This is a genomic window from Delftia sp. WSY_12 (assembly GCF_043104645.1).
GTDB lineage: Bacteria > Pseudomonadota > Gammaproteobacteria > Burkholderiales > Burkholderiaceae_C > Comamonas > Comamonas tsuruhatensis.
In genome coordinates this window covers 59697-77578 of sequence record NZ_JBICKW010000028.1, presented here as the reverse complement: position 1 = coordinate 77578, position 17882 = coordinate 59697, and the positions used below count along the sequence as shown (strand labels likewise).

General features: G+C 69.3%; 16 protein-coding genes. 5 read left to right on the top strand and 11 right to left on the bottom strand.

Annotated features, from left to right (window positions below; translation table 11 throughout):
• The 3 genes from ACF8LI_RS17830 to ACF8LI_RS17820 form a co-directional block, all read right to left on the bottom strand.
• On the bottom strand, positions 1–1400 hold a 1400-nt coding region (locus ACF8LI_RS17830), incomplete at its 3' end, for a PAS domain S-box protein (RefSeq protein ID WP_392413630.1).
• A 15-nt stretch (positions 1401–1415) separates the two neighbouring features.
• Complete coding sequence (locus ACF8LI_RS17825; protein ID WP_202396752.1) at positions 1416–1586, bottom strand: hypothetical protein; 171 nt, start codon at positions 1584–1586, stop codon at positions 1416–1418.
• A complete protein-coding gene (locus ACF8LI_RS17820) occupies positions 1586–1957 on the bottom strand; it encodes a response regulator transcription factor (RefSeq protein WP_017407052.1) in 372 nt (123 codons plus the stop codon). The genes ACF8LI_RS17825 and ACF8LI_RS17820 overlap by 1 nt, the downstream gene beginning before the upstream one ends.
• Positions 1958–2070: 113 nt before the next feature.
• On the opposite strand from ACF8LI_RS17820, the gene ACF8LI_RS17815 reads away from it, so the two are divergent.
• Positions 2071–2721 carry a response regulator gene (locus ACF8LI_RS17815; RefSeq protein ID WP_016450119.1) on the top strand — a complete coding sequence of 217 codons (651 nt, stop codon included), beginning with the start codon at positions 2071–2073 and terminating at the stop codon, positions 2719–2721.
• Positions 2718–3518, top strand: a complete 801-nt coding sequence (locus ACF8LI_RS17810; RefSeq protein ID WP_047219774.1) for a response regulator — start codon at positions 2718–2720, stop codon at positions 3516–3518. Before ACF8LI_RS17815 ends, ACF8LI_RS17810 begins: the two co-directional genes overlap by 4 nt.
• Positions 3519–3537: 19 nt before the next feature.
• On the opposite strand, the gene ACF8LI_RS17805 is transcribed toward ACF8LI_RS17810, so the two are convergent.
• The 5 genes from ACF8LI_RS17805 to ACF8LI_RS17785 all read right to left on the bottom strand — a co-directional run bounded on the left by ACF8LI_RS17805 (position 3538) and on the right by ACF8LI_RS17785 (position 11081).
• Positions 3538–3735 carry a hypothetical protein gene (locus tag ACF8LI_RS17805; protein WP_016450117.1) on the bottom strand — a complete coding sequence of 66 codons (198 nt, stop codon included), beginning with the start codon at positions 3733–3735 and terminating at the stop codon, positions 3538–3540.
• Positions 3732–4874: a PepSY-associated TM helix domain-containing protein gene (locus tag ACF8LI_RS17800; RefSeq protein ID WP_392413629.1), complete on the bottom strand. Its 1143-nt coding sequence runs from the start codon at positions 4872–4874 to the stop codon at positions 3732–3734. The genes ACF8LI_RS17805 and ACF8LI_RS17800 overlap by 4 nt, the downstream gene beginning before the upstream one ends.
• Positions 4875–4973: 99 nt before the next feature.
• Positions 4974–7142: a TonB-dependent receptor gene (locus ACF8LI_RS17795; RefSeq protein ID WP_392413628.1), complete on the bottom strand. Its 2169-nt coding sequence runs from the start codon at positions 7140–7142 to the stop codon at positions 4974–4976.
• Positions 7143–7202: 60 nt separating this feature from the next.
• On the bottom strand, positions 7203–9713 hold the full coding sequence (locus ACF8LI_RS17790) for a TonB-dependent siderophore receptor (RefSeq protein WP_392413626.1): 2511 nt from the start codon (positions 9711–9713) through the stop codon (positions 7203–7205).
• Positions 9714–9884: 171 nt separating this feature from the next.
• Entirely contained in the window at positions 9885–11081 is a 1197-nt protein-coding gene (locus ACF8LI_RS17785; RefSeq protein ID WP_392413624.1) for an MFS transporter, read from the bottom strand.
• A 95-nt stretch (positions 11082–11176) separates the two neighbouring features.
• Between ACF8LI_RS17785 and ACF8LI_RS17780 the strand changes: the two genes are divergently transcribed.
• Positions 11177–11764 (top strand): TetR/AcrR family transcriptional regulator C-terminal ligand-binding domain-containing protein, encoded by a 588-nt coding sequence (locus tag ACF8LI_RS17780; RefSeq protein ID WP_392413622.1) that lies wholly within the window; start codon positions 11177–11179, stop codon positions 11762–11764.
• Here ACF8LI_RS17780 and ACF8LI_RS17775 read toward each other — a convergent pair.
• Entirely contained in the window at positions 11761–13140 is a 1380-nt protein-coding gene (locus tag ACF8LI_RS17775; RefSeq protein WP_047219778.1) for a PLP-dependent aminotransferase family protein, read from the bottom strand. The genes ACF8LI_RS17780 and ACF8LI_RS17775 overlap by 4 nt on opposite strands.
• 124 nt (positions 13141–13264) lie before the next feature.
• Here ACF8LI_RS17775 and ACF8LI_RS17770 point away from each other — a divergent pair, with 124 nt between their 5' ends.
• Positions 13265–14128: a DMT family transporter gene (locus tag ACF8LI_RS17770; RefSeq protein WP_012203816.1), complete on the top strand. Its 864-nt coding sequence runs from the start codon at positions 13265–13267 to the stop codon at positions 14126–14128.
• A gap of 63 nt (positions 14129–14191) precedes the next feature.
• On the opposite strand, the gene ACF8LI_RS17765 is transcribed toward ACF8LI_RS17770, so the two are convergent.
• Together ACF8LI_RS17765 and ACF8LI_RS17760 are read right to left on the bottom strand one after the other, a co-directional pair.
• Complete coding sequence (locus tag ACF8LI_RS17765) at positions 14192–15121, bottom strand: tripartite tricarboxylate transporter substrate binding protein (protein WP_392413620.1); 930 nt, start codon at positions 15119–15121, stop codon at positions 14192–14194.
• 3 nt (positions 15122–15124) lie between these two features.
• Complete coding sequence (locus ACF8LI_RS17760; RefSeq protein WP_392413619.1) at positions 15125–16054, bottom strand: LysR family transcriptional regulator; 930 nt, start codon at positions 16052–16054, stop codon at positions 15125–15127.
• A gap of 145 nt (positions 16055–16199) precedes the next feature.
• On the opposite strand from ACF8LI_RS17760, the gene ACF8LI_RS17755 reads away from it, so the two are divergent.
• The gene (locus tag ACF8LI_RS17755) at positions 16200–17588 is read left to right on the top strand and encodes a hypothetical protein (RefSeq protein ID WP_392413617.1); all 1389 of its coding nucleotides are present in this window, start codon (positions 16200–16202) and stop codon (positions 17586–17588) included.
• Positions 17589–17882 lie beyond the last annotated feature (294 nt).

Below are 17882 nucleotides of genomic sequence, written 5' to 3'. Positions count from 1 at the left end.
TCCTGCTGCGCCTTCCAGCGGGCCGTCACGTCCACGGCGCTGCCCGCGAAGCCCACGAGCCGGCCGTCGCGCAGCAGGGGGACGACGGCGATGTCGCAGAGTATTTCCCGGTGGCCCGGCAGCTGGAACATGGCCTGGCAGTTGCGCGGCGCCAGCCGGGCCAGGGGATCGAGCAGGGCCTGGATCTGCGCGCGGTACGGGCCGTCCACGATGTTCTCCAGCGGCTGCCCTACGGCCTCGGAGCTGGGCTGGCCGGTCAGCTGTTCCCAGCGTGCGTTCACGAAGGTCAGCAGACCCTCGCTGTCAGTGCGAAAGATCAGCTCCTGCACGCTGCGCATGAGCACGGCCATCTCATGCTCGCTGCGCGCCAGGCGTGCCTGGGCCTGCTCCATGGCCTGCTGTGCCGTCTTCTGCTCCCTGCGCGTCTTGAGCACCGACCAGCTCAGGCCCAGCACCAGGGCCAGCAGGGCCACGCCGGCCACGAAGAAGGCGAAGGCGTCATCCCTCCAGCGCGCCACCAGGGCTGCGTAGGGCTCCTCCACCACCAGCAGCAGGGGCCAGTTGCGCACGGTGCGAAACGACACGATCTCATGGGAGCCGAGCATGCCCGCGCCGATGTAGGAGCCGAATTCGCTGTGCGGCAGCCATTGCCGGAACAGCGGTGTCTGCAGCACGGCGGTCGCCTGCACGCCCGTGCCCGCATTGGTGCTGGCCAGCGGCCGGCCGTCGTAGGTCAGCAGCACGGCCTCGTAGCTGAGGATCTCCAGCGTGGCCTGGTAGAAGTTGGCCACGGCGTCGGGGTTGATCAGGGCCACCAGCACGGCGGGCATGCCGTTGTCCTGGTGAAAGCCCAGCAGCTGCGGCAGAAACGACACGCCGCGCGGCGACGGGTGCGCGCGGGGCGCCAGGGCCGACAGGCCACGGCCGGGCACCAGCCGGCCCAGCAGGGGCTTGCCGGGCACGACGACGGCGCTCTTGTCGTGCAGCAGCTCCTGCATGTCGATCTGCTGGCCGGCCTCGCCCGCCTGGGTGCTGGCCAGGATGAGTCCCTTGTCGTCGAGCAGGGCCATGCTGCGCAGGTAGGGCAGCTGGGCGATCAGCTGGGCCATGGCGGCCTCGCGCGTGCTGCGCGTGCTGCCGGCGGCCAGGATGGCGGGGTGGTGCGCCAGGCTGGACAGGGCCATTTCGGTGTTCTCGAAGGTCTTGGCCGTCTGGTCCTCCAGCACGCGCGCCAGCAATGCGGCCTGGGACTTGCTCTGGTCGGCCTCGGCGTGCAGCTGGCTCCAGACGAAGAGCACCAGCCCGGCAAGCACGCACAGGGCAAAGGTCAGCACCAGTGCCTTGATGTGGGCGCTGCGTCCGGCACCCAGGAAATGATGCGCGGTAGCTCGATCAGACATGATGAAGATGCTCCATCAGAAATTCCGGGGCGCGACGATGGCGGTCAACCCGTCGTGCGGCACAGGAACGGGCCGGGCCGGCGCGAACGCCTGCATCCAGTGCCAGCCGTCCGCCAGCCTGCGGCTGGACGGGCCGTCTGTCATGGACAGGTCCACGCGGCCGGTCTCCCGTGCGCGCATCATCATCAGTCGCTCCTTTCAAGGCTGGCCAGGATCTGCAGCAGCCGGGTCGGGCTGAAGGGCTTGACCAGGTATTCGTCGGCGCCCGCATTGAAGCCCGCCTCGCGGTCCTCTGCGCTGTCCCGGGCGGTGAGCAGCACCACCAGGGTATGCCGCAGATCGTAGGAGGTCTTGATGCGACAGCACACCTCCAGGCCGTCCAGCGTGCCGGGCATCATCATGTCCAGCAGCACGATATCGGGCTTGTTGCGCTGGGCCACGGCCCAGGCTTCGTCGGCGGTGGGCACCTCCATGACCTCGTAGGCGCCGGACTCCAGCGTCATGCGCAGCAGTTTGCGGATGTCGGCCTGGTCTTCGACGATCAGTATCTTCTTCATGGCGGACCTTTCACAACGCAGTTGAAGGGGGCTGCGTGAGGCTAAATCATAAATATCAAATTCATCAAATTTATATTGAATTTTTCAATCGTATTTGATGCAAAATTGCTGCCATGTCCGAGAACAGCACCCCATCAGGCCAAATTCCGCACTACACGACTGCCGAGGTGGCAAAGCTGCTGGGCATGGCCGTGCGATCGGTCCAGCTCATGGTCGATCGCGGCGAGCTGGAGGCCTGGAAGACGCCCGGAGGCCATCGCCGCATTACGCGCGCTTCCGTGGAGCGCTGGCGCAGCAGGCAGGGCGAGCGCGCAGCGCCCGGGGTGCCCGGCGCACCAGCGGTGGCACAGGCGCCGGCCCCTGCCCAGGCGGGTTCGGGCACCGGGCAGCGGGTGCTGCTGATCGAGGACTCCGTGCACTTCCAGAATCTGGTGCGCATGCTGGTGCAGCGTCACTTTCCCGACGTCCAGCTGCATGTGGCGAACGACGGGATCACGGGCATGGCGCTGTACGGCCAGATCCAGCCCGATGTGCTGCTGGTGGACATCCTGCTGCCCGACATCGATGGAGCCGCCCTGATCACCACCTTGCGCACCCATGAGCAGTTCGCGCGCTGCAAGCTGCTGGTGGTCACCTCGCTGGAGGCGTCAGAGCGCGAGGCCTATGCCTTCGCATTGGGCGGCGTGCGCGTGATCCACAAGCCCCAGCTGGTGCAGGAACTGCCCGAAGCGCTGGGCGGGCTGCTGGGCGGGCCGGCGGCGTGAACGCGCCCCTTCCCGCGGTCCTGCTGGTCGAGGACGATGCCTCGATTGCGCGGTTCGTTGCGCTGGCGCTGGAGGGCCTGCCCCTCACGCTGGTGTCTTGCACGAGTGCGGAGCAGGCCCAGCAACTGCTGCAAACCCAGCCCTTTGCCCTGCTGATCACCGATCTGATGCTGCCCGGCGCCTCCGGCGTGGAGCTGATCGAGTGGCTGCGCCGCTCGCCGCAGGCGGGCTGCTGCGCCGTGGTCTTCAGTGCGGGCGTGCGGGCCGATGTTGCGCTGCAGCTGGAGCAGTTGAAGGTGTGGCGCGTGCTGCTCAAGCCGGTGTCGGTGGCGCAACTGGTGGACTGCGTGGAGTCGGTGCTCCAGCAGCATGCGCCGCCTCCCCCTCCCAGGCAGGAGGCCGGGACGGGCGAGGGCGCCGATGCGCAGCCGGATGTGCGACCGGATGTGCAACCGGAGGCGCCGTCGGACGCGCTCGCCATTGCCAATTTCTTTGGTGGCGACGCAGGCCTGTTCCACAGCTACCGTGACATCTGCCTTGCACACTTGCCCGACGATATCGCCCGGATGGAGGTCCTTATCGCGGAGCAGAACGCCATGGCCCTGCGCAGGCAGGCGCACAGCCTGCAGAGCGTGTTGCGCCTGCTGGGACAGGAGCGGGCCAGCGGACTGACCAGGAGCCTGGAGCAGGCCTGCCTGGCCGGCGACTGGGCCGGTGTCACCGATGTCTGGCGGCCACTGGGCGAAGCCTTGCAGCAGCTGCTGGAAAGCGCAGGCCAGCGCGACCCGCGCGACTGAGCGCCGTCCTGCCCCGGCTTCAGCCCGGCGGCCTGCGCCGCAGCCATCCATGCCAGATCCCTGCCGCCGTGGGAACGGCCAGGCAGACGCCGGCCAGCATGTCGCCAAGGCCGCCGTCGCTGAACAGGGCCGAGACCAGGCCGATGGCCGTCAGCACACCCAGCGCGATGGGCCAGCCCCAGAGGGCGAGAAAGCCCCGGTGTCGCGCGCCGCTCATGCCGAGACCTCCTTGCCGCGCGGCGCGGGCTGCGGGGCCGGCACGCTCTTGCCCTTGTTGACCCACAGGTACAGGCCGGTGCCCAGCACGATGATGCTGGCGATGTCCAGCAGCGCCCAGAGGATCTGCATGGCCCGCCCGCCGTAGTCGCCGAAGTGCAGCGGCTGGGACACCAGCAGCGCCGTCAGATACCAGGGCAGGGCGGGCGCGGCCGTGACCTGGGCGGTCCTGGCGTCCACCAGCACGGGCAGGAACAGGCGCGAGGTCAGGGGCTCGTTGCCGCGCAGGAAGAAGGTGTGGTGGTGCGGGCTGGAGAACGTGGTGCCGGGGAAGGCGATGAAGTACAGCCTGGTGCCCGGCACCTGCTGCTGGGCGGCCTGCAGCGATTGCTGCAGCGAGGCGCGCTCCGCCACCGGCACCGTGTCCTGGCCCTGGTAGGGCGCCAGCACGCTGCTGAGCTGGTCATGCTGCCAGTACTTGATCAGCAGGTCGGCCCAGGTATTGATCATGCCGGTGGCGCCCACCACGAACAGCCACACCAGGGTGACGATGCCCAGCAGGTTGTGCAGGTCCAGCCACTTCAGGCGCGGCTGGCGCGTGCGGCGCACGGTGCCGAAATCGAGCTTGCGCATGAAGGGCGCGTACAGCACCACGCCGCTGACGATGGCGATCAGCAGCAGCAGCCCCATGAAGCCCAGGAACAGCTTGCCCGGCAGCCCCGCGAACAGGTCCACGTGCAGCTTGAACATGACCCACATGAAGCCCTGGTCGAAGCGCGGCTGGGCCAGCAGCTCGGCCGTGCGCGCATCGATGACCACGGAGCGGAAATCGTCCGTGGGCGCCGGCGTGGGCGTCATGGTGACGAACCAGAGGTCGTCGGTGTCGTCGGACTTGGAGACGAACTGCACCACGCGGTCCGGGTGCTGGGCACGGGCCACCTCCAGCACCTTGTCCAGGCTGGCATGGGGCGTGCCCTGGGGCATGGGCGGGGCCTCCACCTCGGTGCCCAGCAGGTGGCCGATTTCGTGGTGGAAGATCAGCGGAAGGCCGGTCAGGCACAGCAGCAGCATGAAGACGGTGCAGACCAGGCTGCTCCATTTGTGCAACCAGGCCCAGGTCTTGATCGTGTGGCTTTGCATGGGGTGTTTTTTTCTCTGACAGAAGGGGGCCTGGGGCCCCCGCCATCACCGCGCCCCCGGCGCCATGCCGGGGGCGGGGCGGTTGCCGGTGGCCGGGGCTTAGAAGTCCACTTGTGCCGACAGCATCAGCGTGCGCGGTGCGCCCGTGGTGGTGTAGCCGGCGGCAGTCACCCAGTAGCTCTTGTTGCTGACGTTCTCCAGGCTGGCGCGCAGCACCACCGGCTTGCCGGCCACGTGGGTGCGCAGGCGTGCGCCCAGGTCCAGGCGTGTCCAGCCGGGCATGCGCAGGATGTTGGCCGCGTCGTAGTACATGGACGAGGTGTGGATCACGCGGCCGTTCAGGCTCAGGCCCTCCACCCAGGGCGTATCCCAGTCCAGGCCCAGGTTGAAGGTGCGCTCGGGCACGCCGTTGGCATCGTTGCCCTGGTTCACGCCGCCTGCCGTGCGCGAGAGCTTGGCGTTGTTGAAGGCCGCGCTGGCCAGCAGGCGCAGGCCCTTGTGGATCTCGCCGTAGGCGGTCAGCTCCAGGCCGCGGTTGCGCGTCTCGCCGCCGAAGCTGTAGACATTGGTCACCGGGTCGGTCATGGAGCCCGGGCGCTGGATCTGGTAGATCGCGGCCTGCGTGGTCATGCGGCCCCAGTCCACCTTCACGCCCACTTCGTACTGCTTGGACTTCTGCGGCGCGAACACCTGGCCGGCATTGGCCGTGTTGGGCCCGGCCGTGCCGCCTGCCGACAGGCCAGCCGTGTAGTTGGCGTAGACCGAGACATTGTTCTGCGGCTTGAACACCACGCCGGCCAGCGGTGTCACGGCGCTGGCCTTGTACAGCGTGGTGCCGCTGGCGTTCTTCTGGTCGATGGTCTGGTCGCGCAGGCCCACGGTCACCAGCACGCGGTCGCTGAACAGCGCCATGGTGTCGGCCAGCGCCAGGCTGTGCTGCGTCAGCTCGGCGTTCTTGGTGGGCGCGCCGCGCACGAAGTCGATGGCCGGCAGGGGCGAGGGGTTGTAGATGTTGGAGGGGACGGCTTTGGTGGTCAGCTGGTAGAAGTAGCCGCTCTCGCGGTCCATGTAGTTGGCCGCGGCCACCACGGTGTGGCCGATGGCGCCGGTCTTGAAGCGCGTGCGCAGGCCCACGTCGGCCGAGGTGGTCTTGTTGAACTCGTCGTAGAAGCCGTTGCGCACCGTGAAGTTGCCCAGCGAGTCGATGCGCTGCACGGCCGTGGGGAAGCTCTGGTCGCTGGACACATCGCTGTAGCCCACGCCGCCGTAGACGGAGGTGTTGGCGTTGATGTCGTATTCCACGCGCGAGATCACGGTCTTGGCCTTGTCCAGCAGCTCCGTGCCCGGGTTGAAGTTGGTGCGGCTGTCGGGCACGGCGGGCACCTGGGTGATGCCGGCCAGGAAGGCGCTTTGCGGGCGGAACTCCGTGGTCTTGCCGCTGGTGGTCAGCGCGTCCAGCGACCAGCGCAGGCCCTGGCCTTCGTAGTCCAGCCCCACCGAGGCCAGGCCCAGGCGCTGGCGGCCGCCGTCGATGTTGCCTTCGCCGTTGCGCCACACGCCGTTCACCCGCACGCCCCACTGGTTGTCTTCGCCAAAGCGGCGGCCCACGTCCAGGTGGGTGCCGAACTGGGCCTTGCCCATGTAGGTGGCGGTCAGGCGGTTCAGCGGCACGTCGCCCGCGCGCTTGGTCACCACGTTGATGCTGCCGCCGATGCTGCCGCTGGGACCCACGCCATTGGTCAGCGAGCCGGGGCCCTTGAGCACTTCCACGCGCTCGATCACCTCCAGCGGCAGTCGCGTGGAGGGCGACAGGCCGTACAGGCCGTTCACCGACACATCGCGCATGGACAGGGAAAAGCCCCGCACCTGGAAGTCATCGCCATAGCCGCCGCGCGCCTGCAGGGTGCGCACCGAGGCGTCGTTCATCACCACGTCGGCGATGGTCAGCGCCTGCTGGTTCTCGATCAGCTCCGAGGTGTAGTTGGTCGTGCTGAAGGGCACGTTCATCTGGTCGGTCTTGCCGAGGATGCCCAGGTCGCCGCCGCGCGCGATCTGGCCGCCGGCATAGGTCTTTTGCAGTCCGCCGATGGCCTCGGCCTGGTCGCTCACCGTCACCTCCTTGAGGGCCGGGCCCTCGGCCGTCTGGGCCGCCACGCCCACGGCGGCCAGGGCCAGGCCGGCGCCCAGGCATTGGCGGATCAGGCGCGTGAGGGGATGGGGAGCGAAGCGGAAGTCCGCAGGAGTGCTGTGGTGCGTCATGGCAGTCATGTGCAAAGGTTGGAAAACGGGAAGAAAAAGCCGGGGAAGGAGGGCAGGCCGGCCGTGGCCCTAGAAGCGCGCGCGCAGCGACACCGTCACGTTGCGCGGATCGCCGTAGTAGTTGTTGAAGTAGGTGCTGTTGGGCGAGAACTTGGCGTAGTAGCGCTTGTCCAGCAGGTTGCTCACGTTCAGCTGCAGCGAGTAGGTGTCGTCCAGGCGGTAGGCCAGCAGCGCGTCAAAAAGCGCATAACCACCCTGGCGGGTGGTGACATCGCCCACGCTGGCGTAGGCATCGCTTTGCAGCCGCACGCCGGCGCCTGCGGTCCATCCCTGCAAGGGCCCCTTGAAGCGGTGGCTGGCAAACAGGCGCAGCGCATGGCGCGGGTCCACGGGCCGCAGCGGCTGGCCCACGTTGGCCTCGGAGGTGTCGCGCAGGTACCTGGCCTGGGTGTAGGTGTAGCCGGCCAGCACCTGCCAGCCTGGCGCGGGCTCGCCGGACAGCTCCAGCTCCCAGCCCTGGCTGCGGCTCTTGCCGCCGGCCATGAAGCAGTGGCTGGTCGGGTAATACGGCAGGCAGGGCATGGCCGATGCCGTGTCCTGCATGGCGCTGCCCACGCGCTGGATGCGGAACACCGACACGCTGGCCTGCAGCCGGCCGTCCATGAAACTGCCCTTGAGCCCGGCCTCCAGGTCCTCGCCCCGGGCGGGCGCCAGGATGCTGCCGTCGGCGGCCTTCTTGTCCTGGGGGCTGAAGATCTCGCTGTAGCTGGCATAGGCGTCGAGCGTGTCCGACAGCGCATGCACCAGGCCCGCATAGGGCGTCAGCTCGCGGCGCACGCTGTAGCCGCTTTGGGCATTGCCGGGTTCGAGGTAGCTCCACCAGCTCAGGCGCGCGCCGGCAATGGCGGTGAGCGAGTCGGTCAGCGACAGCCGGGCCCGCGCGAATCCGCCGTACTGGTGGATGTGGGACACGGGCGATGAATAGGCGTTGCCGTTGCCCTCGCTGTAGAAGGGCTCGGGGTAGCTGGTGTACGGATTCCAGCCGCGGATGTCCACATTGCGCAGCGGGCTCACGCCCCAGTAGCCCGTGGCGCCCGTGCTGCGGATGCGCTGCAGGTCGGCGCCCAGCGACAGCTCGTGCCTGCGGCCCAGGGCCTCGAAGGGGCCGCTGGCCAGCAGGCTCAGCGCGTTCTGCGTGCTGCCGTCGCCGCCATAGATGGAGGTGCTCACGTCGAACAGGTAGGGATTGCTGTCGCTGGCCCTGGAAAACGAGGTCTGCTTGAACCCGTCCGACCGAAAGCGCGTGTGCGCCGCCTGGGCCTTCAGTTGCCAGCCGCTGTCCAGCCGGTGCTCCAGCTCGGCAAAGGCCTGCTGGTTGTGGCGGTCCCAGGTATTCCAGGGCGTGCCCAGGTAGGTGCTGCGCGGCAGGCCGAGCTGGCTGCCGTCGGCGGCGGCGGGCAGGCCGCCCCAGGAGCCCGTGGCCTGCAGGTCCGTGTGCTGCAGGCCGGCCGTGAGCGTGGTGCGCGGCCCCAGGTCCGCCTCCAGCACGCCGTACAGGCCCAGGCGCTTTTCCTTGCGCGCGGTCTGGAACGATGCCTTGTCGTCCGCCAGCGCCACCAGCCGGCCGCGCAGCGTGCCGGCTGCGTTCAGAGGGCCGGACAGGTCGGCCTCCATGCGCTGGCGGTCCCAGGAACCCAGCGTCAGCGCGGCCGAGCCCTGCCATTGCGCCGTGGGCCGCTTGCGCACCATGTTCACCATGGCCGAGGGCGAGCCCGCGCCACGCAGCAGGCCCGTGGCGCCGCGCAGCACCTCCACGCGGTCCAGCATGGCCGTATCGGGCTGGATGAAGGTGGAGGCCGAGGCCACCTGGTTCACATTGAGCCCGTCCACCTGCAGCGAATCGATCTGGTAGCCGCGCGAGTAATAGGCGATGCGCTCGCTGTCGATGTACTCCACCGTCACGCCCGGCGTGTGCTGCAGCACGGCATGCAGGTCGGGCAGGGCCTGCTCGTCCAGCCACTGGCGCGTGAGCACGGTCACGGGCTGCGGGATGTCGCGCACCGACTGAAGCCCCTTGTAGCCCGTGACCAGGCTGGCGGCATAGCTGTCCGATGCCTCGGTCGTGGCACTGGCCGGCGCCGTGGCCCGGACCGTGACCGTGCCCAGCGTCTGCCCGCCGATGCCCGAGGCCGCCGCTGGCAGCGGCCGCAGCGTATAGACGCCGCTGGACTCGCGCACGGCCTGCAGCGCCGTGCCCTCCAGCAGCCTCGCAAAACCATCGTCCACGGCATAGCGGCCCTGCAGGCCCGGCGACTGCCGCCGACCCAGTTGGGCCGCATCGAACGACAGCGCCACACCGGCCTGGTTGGCGTACTGGGCGATCACATGCGCGAGAGGTCCGGCCGCAACGGAAAAGCTGCGCTGCGCCGCCTGGGCTGACGACGCCGCCCGGGAGGGCGCCGGCGCCGCAGCGGCCAGCAGCAGCGCGATTGCCAGCAGCACGGCGCTGCCCCTGGACGCACGCCACCCCGGGGCGGCGGGGCAGCCGTGCTGGGGCTGTCGGGAGTGCGGGCGTGGCATGGTGGCTGGGAAAAGTGGCGTGACTCCCCGTATGCCGAACAAGCCATGCCCATCCTGCAAGTTCGGCTGGACTTTTTTTGCGCTGCCGCTGAGATTTTCTCCCTTATTTCCCGTTGATCACCAGGTGGGGTAAGGCTGGATTGCTATGGTTTTATTTTTGCAGCCAACGCATCAGGACGCCACCACCGGCCTGGGCTGGCGCGTCCCCGCCAGCGCCAGGCCCGCGAACAGCATCAGCATCAGGCCGTAGGCATAGGTGACCGGCAACAGGCCGAAGCGCGCGGCGGCCATGCCCGCCGCGATGGCCGGCACGCTGAACGCCAGGTAGCTGGCGATGTAGATGGCCGAGATCAGGGCGCCGCGCTCGTGCGGCTCGGCCAGCGGGATCACGCTGCGCAGCGCGCCCTGGAAGCCCACGCCGAAGCCCGCGCCCGCCACCACTGATGCCCCCAGCACCAGGGGCAGGCTTTGCAGATGGGCGCCGACCAGCAGCAGGGCCACCCCGGCCAGCAGGCCGCTGCCGCCGAACTGCAGCATGGCGCGCGGCGCGCGGCTGCGCAGCGTCCAGATGGCGGCGGCGGCGCTCAGCGTGTTGATGCACACGGCAAAGCTGGCGGCGATTTCCGAGCCCGTGACCGAGCGGATCATCGACGGGCCCAGCGACAGGTAAAAGCCCCCCAGCGCCCACACCGTGATGCTCATGGGCAGCACGCGCATGAAGTCGGCCCGGGCCTGGCCCGGAATCCGCACGCGGGGGCGCATGGCGGCCAGTGCGCCGGGGCGGCGCGCGCCCGTCTCGGGCAGCACGGCCATGGCGGCGGCCACGGCCACGAAGATCAGCGCCATGAGCCAGAACACCAGGCCCAGCTGCTGGCGCCACAGCTGCGCGAACTCGCCCGCCACGACAATGCCCGCCGCCATGCCGACCATGGGCGCCATGGTGCTCACCAGCGTGCCGCGCTCGCGGTGCAGGTCCAGCAGCGCCGCGCCCATGGCCGCACTGGCCATGCCGGTGGCAAAGCCCTGCAGCACGCGCGCCAGCACCAGGGCCTGCACGTCGCCCGCGCGGGCGAACACCGCCAGCGAGACGATCTCCAGCACCAGCGCCGCCAGGATCACGGGCTTGCGGCCCAGGTGGTCCGACAGCGCGCCCGTGGTGAGCAGGGCCAGCAGCAGGCTCAGCGCATAGACCGCGAAGACCAGGGTCAGCATGCCGGAGGAAAAGCCCCAGTCCTGCTGGTAGAGCCGGTACAGCGGCGTGGGCGCGCTGGAGGCGGCGAAGAAGCTGCCCAGGCCGAAGGCCAGGACGGCCAGGCTGCGGCCGGGCCGGGCAGCGGGAGTGGAGTTGGATGGTTGCAGTACCGACATGGTTAAGAGTCCTGCTGCACAATTAATGCAAAGTTTTTGCGTTAGCGAATTCTGCGCTTGTGCGCTGCTAACGCAAATTTTTAGCTTTAATAACCATGAGCACGCAAGTCCCATCCCTTTCCAAAACAGGCGGTCCCGCCCGTCCCGGCGGACGCAGCGCGCGCATCCAGGCCACGGTCTACCAGACCGTCAAGGGCCTGCTGGAAACCATGCCGCGCGAGGAACTGAGCTTTCCGCTCATCGCCGCCCAGGCGGGCGTGACGCCGTCCACCCTCTACCGGCGCTGGGGCGACATACAGCAGCTGCTGGCCGATGTGGCCGTGGAAATCATCCGGCCCACGGCGCCGCCGCTGGACACGGGCACGCTGGAGGGCGACCTGCTGGCCTGGGCCGAGCAGTTCCTGGAGGAATCGGCCTCGCCGCTGGGCCGCACCATGCTGCGCGACATGGCCGCCGCAGCGGGCAACGAGCACACGCCCTGCGCCTGCGTGGAAATCCTGCGCGGGCAACTGGCGCACATCGGCGAGCGCGCAGCGCGGCGTGGCGAGGCGATGCCCGCTGCGGACACCCTGATCGACGCGCTGGCCGCGCCCATCGTCTACCGCGTGCTGTTCGACCTGCCGCCGTCCCTGGAACACGTGCAGGCACGGGTGCGCGGCCTGCTGCAGGCTGAACCGGCCTAGCCCTTCAGCGCCCGCGCCAGCACCTCGAAGATCCGCGCATCCGAGCACTGCGCCACATTGAAGCGCAGGAAGTCGCCCGCGCTCTGCGACTGGCTGAAGGCATTGCCGGGCGCCAGCACCACGCCATCTTCCAGGCAGGTGCGCGCAAGCGCCGTGGCATCCATGCCCCCGGGCAACTGGCACCACAGGAACATGCCGGCCTGCGGCACCAGCCAGGGCTTCATGCCCAGGGCCTGCAGCCGCGCGGCCGTGCGTTCCATCTCCTGCGCCAGCCGCAGCCGCACGGACTCCATGTGCCTGCGGTAGCCGCTGTCGGTCAGCGTGCGCAGCACGATGTCGGCGGCCATGCGCCCGCCGCCGAAGTTGGTGGCGATCTTCAGGTCCGCCAGGTCCTGCGTCCAGTCGGGCCGCGCCGCGATGAAGCCGCAGCGCAGCGAGGCCGACACCGTCTTGGAGAAGCTGCCGATCTGGATCACGCGCGACAGGCCGTCGAAGGCCGCCAGCCGGGGCGCCGCATGGGTCTCCAGGTCGCAGAAGATGTCGTCCTCCACGATCACCAGGTCCGAGCTGTCGGCCAGCTTCAGGATGCGGTGCGCCACCAGTGGCGACAGCGTGGCGCCCGTCGGGTTGTGGATGGCCGAATTGGTGATGTACAGGCGTGGCGAATGCGCCTGCAGCGCGTCGGCGAACCGGGCCACGTCGGGCCCCTGCGGCGTGTAGGGCACGCTCACGGCTTGCACGCGGTGCGCCTTGAGCAGCGCATGGAAATTGAAATAGCAGGGGTCGTCGATCAGCACCGTATCGCCGGGCTCCAGCAGGAAACGGCAGACCAGGTCGATGGAGTGCGTGCCCGACTCCGTCAGCAGGATCTGCTCTGGCGAGGTCTCCAGCCCCATGGCGGCCATGCGCCGCGCCAGCAGGCGGCGCAGTGCCGGGTGGCCCAGCGGCGTTGCGTACTCCGTCAGCTCCAGCGTGCCCGAGCGCGCCAGGGAGCGCAGCGCGCGGCGCACGCCTTCCTCGTACAGCCATGAAGGCGGCAGCCAGCCGCAGCCCGGCTTGAGCGCGTGGGCATCTGCCTGCAGCGACTGGCGGGCCAGCCACAGGGGGTCGACTTCCCTGTCCACGCGCGGCCCGATACCGCCCAGCGCCAGCGGCGCCACCGGCCCCGCCACATAAAAGCCCGAGCCCGGGCGCGAGGCGATCACCCCCTCTGCCGCCAGCCGCTCATAGGCCTCCACCACCGTGGACACCGACACCTGCATGGCCTGCGCCTGCGCGCGCACCGAGGGCAGGCGCGTGCCGGGCAGGTAGGTGCGCGCGGCGATGCGCGACTGGATCTCTTCCATCACCGCCTGGATGCGTGTGCCGCTGCGCATGGTTGCTCTCTCTTCTGTAGTGGATTTGTGTGCATAACAGTTCTTTTGAATTGTATTGGACTGTCTATGGAAGATCCGGCCGTGCAATGGCCCACTGCCCGCTGCAAACCAAGGAGCTTTTTTGATGGACAAGACAAGCAGCGGGTGGATCAACGGATTCATCGGCGTGGCGATCTTTGCGGGATCGCTGCCGGCCACCCGCGTGGCGGTCGCCGACCTGGACCCCACCTTTCTGACCTGTGCGCGCGCCAGCATCGCGGCATTGCTGGCCCTGGCCATGCTGCTGGCGCTGCGCCAGCCCCGGCCCGCGCGTGCCGACATGCCTTCGCTGGCGCTGAGCGCGCTGGGCGGCGTGGTGGGCTTTCCGCTGCTGACCGCGCTGGCGCTGCAGTACGTCACCTCGGCGCATTCCATCGTCTTCGTGGGCCTGCTGCCCCTGTCCACGGCCGTGTTCGCGGTGCTGCGCGGCGGCGAGCGCCCGCGCCCGGCGTTCTGGCTGTTCTCGCTGGCGGGCGCGGCCTTCGTGGCCGGCTATGCGGCCGTGGGCGGGGCCGGGGGCTCGCTGCGCGGCGACCTGCTGATGCTGGCTGCCATCATCGTCTGCGGCCTGGGCTATGCCGAGGGCGCGCGCCTGTCGCGCACGCTGGGCGGCTGGCAGGTCATCAGCTGGTCGCTGGTGCTGGCCCTGCCCGTCATGCTGCCGGCCGCCCTGCTCAGCATGCCGGCATCGCTGGCCGATGTGGGCCGGCCCGCATGGCTGGGCCTGGCCTATGTCTCGCTGTTCAGCATGCTCATCGGCTTTGTGTTCTGGTACCGGGGCCTGGCCCAGGGCGGCATTGCGGCCGTGGGCCAGATCCAGCTGCTGCAGCCCTTCATGGGCCTGGGCCTGGCGGCCCTGCTGCTGCATGAACAGGTGAGCTGGGGCATGGTGCTGGTCACCATGGCCGCCGTGGTCTGCGTGGCCGGGGCCAAGAAGTACGCGCGCTGAGCCCGTCCGGCGTGGTGCAGGGCGTGGTGCAGGGCGTGGTGCGGGGGGAGCGATGCAGGGCGGTCAGCGCCCGGCCTCGCGCATCACCTGCTGCGCGAACTCCGTGGCAGATCCTTCGAACGGCTGGTTGCTGGCCGCCTCCAGCCGGCTGCGGATGGCCGGGGCGCGCAGCGCCTGGGCCACCGCGGCATTGATGCGCTGGGCCAGCGCTGGCGCCATCTGCGGCGGCGCGAACAGGCCGAACAGCGAATCCAGATTGGCCTGCGCATGGCCCAGCTGCGCCAGCGTGGGCACATCGGGCAGGGCTGCCAGCCGCTGCGGCGCGCCCACGGCCAGGGCCTTGAGGCGGCCCGCGCGCAGCGCCTGCAGCTGCAGCGGCGCCACATTGGTGGACAGCAGCTCGAAATGCCCGGCCAGCGCATCGTTGAGCTGCTGGCCCCCGCCCTTGTAGGGCACATGCACGATGGGAATGCGCGTGGCCTGCTCTATGCGCTGCAGCACGGCGTGGCCCGTCGTGCCCTCGCCCGTGGTGGCCCAGCGTATGCCGCCGGGCATGCCGCGCGCCTCGGCCAGCATGCCCTCGAAATCTGCGGCCTTCAGCGCCGGCGTGCCCACCAGCAGCATGGGCGTGCGCATCACGCCGGCGACGGGCGTCACGGAGGCAGCGGCCAGGCCCACGGCGGTGGCGGCGGCAAAGACCAGGGTGCGGCCGTCGGGCGCGCTGCGCGCCAGCAGCTCCAGCGCCACGGTGCCGCTGGCGCCGGGGCGGTTGTCCACGATCACGGCCGTGCCCCATTGCTGCGCCAGTTGCTCGGCCAGGGTGCGGGCCACCATATCGCTGACACCGCCTGCGGGGTAGGCCACCACAATCCGCACGCTGGCGCCCGGCCAGGCGGGCCGGGCCGGCCATGCCTGGGCGGGCCAGGCCAGCGCGCAGGCAGCGGCCGCCAGCAGGGCGCGCCGGCCGGTATCGGTGCCTTGCGGTGCCCGCATGCCTCAGCCGTCCGGCGCCTGGTGGCGCTGCGCCAGCTCACGCGCCAGGGCGATGAAGGTGGCCGCGGGTCCTGCGCCGCCGGTTTCCGTGCCGGCCTCGCGGTGCACCAGGGTGAGCGGGGCGCTCAGCCGCACGGCGGGCTCGAAGGCGCGGTAGACCACGGCCTCGGGATGGGCGCCGCGCACCGAGGCCGGCACGATGGACAGGCCCACGCCCGCCGCCACCAGGTTCACATTGGTCATCATGCGTTCCACCTCGGCGGCCACCTCCACCTGTACCTTGTGCCGGGCGCACAGCGCCAGCAGGTTCGCATACAGCCCCGGCGCGCCCGTGCGCCGCACAAGGATCAGGCGCTCGCCATCGAGCTGCCTGAGCGCCACGGGCCGCGATGCATCGCGCGCCAGCCGGTGGTCCACGGGAATGGCCAGCAGCGCGGGCTCCTGCAGCAGCGTCTCGAACACCAGGCCTTCGGGCCGGGCCACCGGCACGCGCAGAAAGCCGCAGTGCATGCGCCCGGCCTGCACGGCCTCGGTGATCTCGGCGGCATTGTTCTCGCTCACATCCAGCGCAATGTCGGGATGGCGGCCACGGCACAGGCGCAGCACCTCGGGCGTGAAGGCATGGGCCGCCGCCGAGCTGGTGAAGCCCACATGGATGCGCCCGCGCTCGCCGCGCGCAAAGGCCTGCATGCGGTCGCGCATGGCGGTGAAGTCGGCCAGCAACCGCGTGGCCTCGCCCTGCAGCTCCAGGCCCGCGTCGGTCAGGTCCACGCCCTTGGAGTGGCGCCGGAACAGGGCAATGCCCAGCTCCTCCTCCAGCGCGCGGATCTGCTGCGACAGCGGCGGCTGCTGCATGCCCAGCAGCTCGGCCGCGCGCGTGATGTGGCCGGTATCGGCCACGGCCAGGAAGTAACGGAGATGGCGCAGTTCCATATATGTGAAAAGTATCCAGCCGATATCCTAAAAATCTTTGAAATATTGGACAAGCCTCTACAGAATCCCATCCAGTCACCGATGCGACCGCTTGACGCGGCGCGGCAGGTGACTTCCAACAAGAAGCCAAGACAGGAGACAAGACATGCAAGCATCCGCGTATTTCCCCCTGCGTCCCGCCAGCGCCTCGCTGCTGGCCGCGCTCGCCCTGGCCGGTTGCGGCGGCGGCTCGGCCGTGCTGCACGGGCCGGTCACCTCCATCGAGACCGCGCCCAAGAGCACGGCCTGCCCTGCCGAGATTCCTGCGGGCATCAGCTGCTGGGCCGGGCAGGACTCCAAGGGCGCCTACTACCTGATCGCCAAGCCCGCGCAGTGGAACGGCACCCTGGTGCTGCACGCCCACGGCGGCCCGGACCTGGCCGCGCCCACCGCCGACCGTGCGGCCGAAGACCTGGTGCGCTGGTCCATCATGGTGCGCGCAGGCTACGCCTGGGCTGGCTCCACCTACCGCCAGGGCGGCGTGGAAGTGCGCGCCGCCGCCGAGGACACCGAGCGCCTGCGCGGCATCTTCCGCCAGCATGTGGCCAAGCCGCAGCGCACCATCTTGCACGGCCAGTCCTGGGGTGCGGGCGTGGCGGCCAAGGGCGCGGAAATGTTCAACGAGCAGACCGTGGGCGAGCGCCCCTACGACGGCGTGCTGCTGACCAGCGGCGTGCTGGGCGGCGGCACCCATGCCTATGACTTCCGCACCGACCTGCGCGTGGTCTACCAGTACCTGTGCGGCAACCACCCGCGCCCCAATGAGCCGCAGTACGCGCTCAACCTGGGCCTGCCCGCGGACGCCAAAATGCGTCAGGCCGACGTGGCCCTGCGCGTGAACGAATGCCTGGCGCTGGACAAGCCCGCCGCCCAGCGCACGGCCGCGCAGCAGGCGAAGATCGACACCATCACCAAGGTCATCAAGATCCCCGAAAGCGCCATCCAGTCGCACATGAACTGGGGCACCATGCACTTCCAGGACATCTCGGCCAAGCGCACGGGCGGCGCCAGCCCCTTCGGCAACGAGGGTGCGGTCTATGCCGGCTCGGCCGACGATGCCGCGCTCAATGCCGGCGTGCTGCGCTACCGCGCCGACCCTGCGGCCTACCGCAAGTTCGCCGATGACACCGACCCCGTGGGCAGGATTGGCGTGCCGGTCCTCTCGGCCAAGTGGATCAGCGACCCTACGGCCTTCGTGGAGCTGGATGCGCGGTTTCGTGCGGTGATGCAGCAGGGCGGCAGCGGGGACCGGCTGGTACAGACCTTCACGCGGCAGGGGACGCACAGCTATATCAGCGATGCGACCTATCCCACGTTGATGACTGCGTTGATGCAGTGGGTGGAGGCGGGGGTGAAGCCGACTGCGGCGGGGATTGCTGCTGCTTGTGTGGGGAATGAGGCCAAGTTTGGGGTGGGGTGTAGTTTTGATGCGGCTTATGTGCCGGCTGCGTTGAGTGTTCGGGTGCCTGAGAGGTCGCGGCCTTCTTTGCAGTGAGCTGGTTTTTTCCCTGCAACGGGTTAGTTTTTGACCCTGCCGGGTGGTTGTTTTTCGAGGCCGGGTCTCGGCCCGGCAGCCGACCTACCTTTCTTTGATTCGTCACCGGTACGCCGGCCGAAGAAAGGTAGGCCAAAGAAAGACGACCCGAATGTCCGCGACCCCTTCGCTTCGCTGCGGGGCAACCTGCGTCGTGGCGGTTGCGGGGTTCGCCGTGAAACTCACTTCGCGCTGCGCGCTACGTTCAAACATCACGGCGAGTCAGATCACGAAGCAAGCCTGTCCTTCGGCAGG

Bases quoted from the DNA above. Each gene is read 5' to 3' on its own strand.
- ACF8LI_RS17780 (WP_392413622.1), top strand. From the start codon at position 11,177: ATGAGCACGCAAGTCCCATCCCTTTCCAAAACAGGCGGTCCCGCCCGT.
- ACF8LI_RS17800 (WP_392413629.1), bottom strand. From the start codon at position 4,874: ATGCAAAGCCACACGATCAAGACCTGGGCCTGGTTGCACAAATGGAGC.
- ACF8LI_RS17820 (WP_017407052.1), bottom strand. From the start codon at position 1,957: ATGAAGAAGATACTGATCGTCGAAGACCAGGCCGACATCCGCAAACTG.
- ACF8LI_RS17755 (WP_392413617.1), top strand. From the start codon at position 16,200: ATGCAAGCATCCGCGTATTTCCCCCTGCGTCCCGCCAGCGCCTCGCTG.
- ACF8LI_RS17795 (WP_392413628.1), bottom strand. From the start codon at position 7,142: ATGACTGCCATGACGCACCACAGCACTCCTGCGGACTTCCGCTTCGCT.
- ACF8LI_RS17760 (WP_392413619.1), bottom strand. From the start codon at position 16,054: ATGGAACTGCGCCATCTCCGTTACTTCCTGGCCGTGGCCGATACCGGC.
- ACF8LI_RS17825 (WP_202396752.1), bottom strand. From the start codon at position 1,586: ATGATGATGCGCGCACGGGAGACCGGCCGCGTGGACCTGTCCATGACA.
- ACF8LI_RS17790 (WP_392413626.1), bottom strand. From the start codon at position 9,713: ATGCCACGCCCGCACTCCCGACAGCCCCAGCACGGCTGCCCCGCCGCC.
- ACF8LI_RS17770 (WP_012203816.1), top strand. From the start codon at position 13,265: ATGGACAAGACAAGCAGCGGGTGGATCAACGGATTCATCGGCGTGGCG.
- ACF8LI_RS17775 (WP_047219778.1), bottom strand. From the start codon at position 13,140: ATGCGCAGCGGCACACGCATCCAGGCGGTGATGGAAGAGATCCAGTCG.
- ACF8LI_RS17815 (WP_016450119.1), top strand. From the start codon at position 2,071: ATGTCCGAGAACAGCACCCCATCAGGCCAAATTCCGCACTACACGACT.
- ACF8LI_RS17805 (WP_016450117.1), bottom strand. From the start codon at position 3,735: ATGAGCGGCGCGCGACACCGGGGCTTTCTCGCCCTCTGGGGCTGGCCC.
- ACF8LI_RS17785 (WP_392413624.1), bottom strand. From the start codon at position 11,081: ATGTCGGTACTGCAACCATCCAACTCCACTCCCGCTGCCCGGCCCGGC.
- ACF8LI_RS17765 (WP_392413620.1), bottom strand. From the start codon at position 15,121: ATGCGGGCACCGCAAGGCACCGATACCGGCCGGCGCGCCCTGCTGGCG.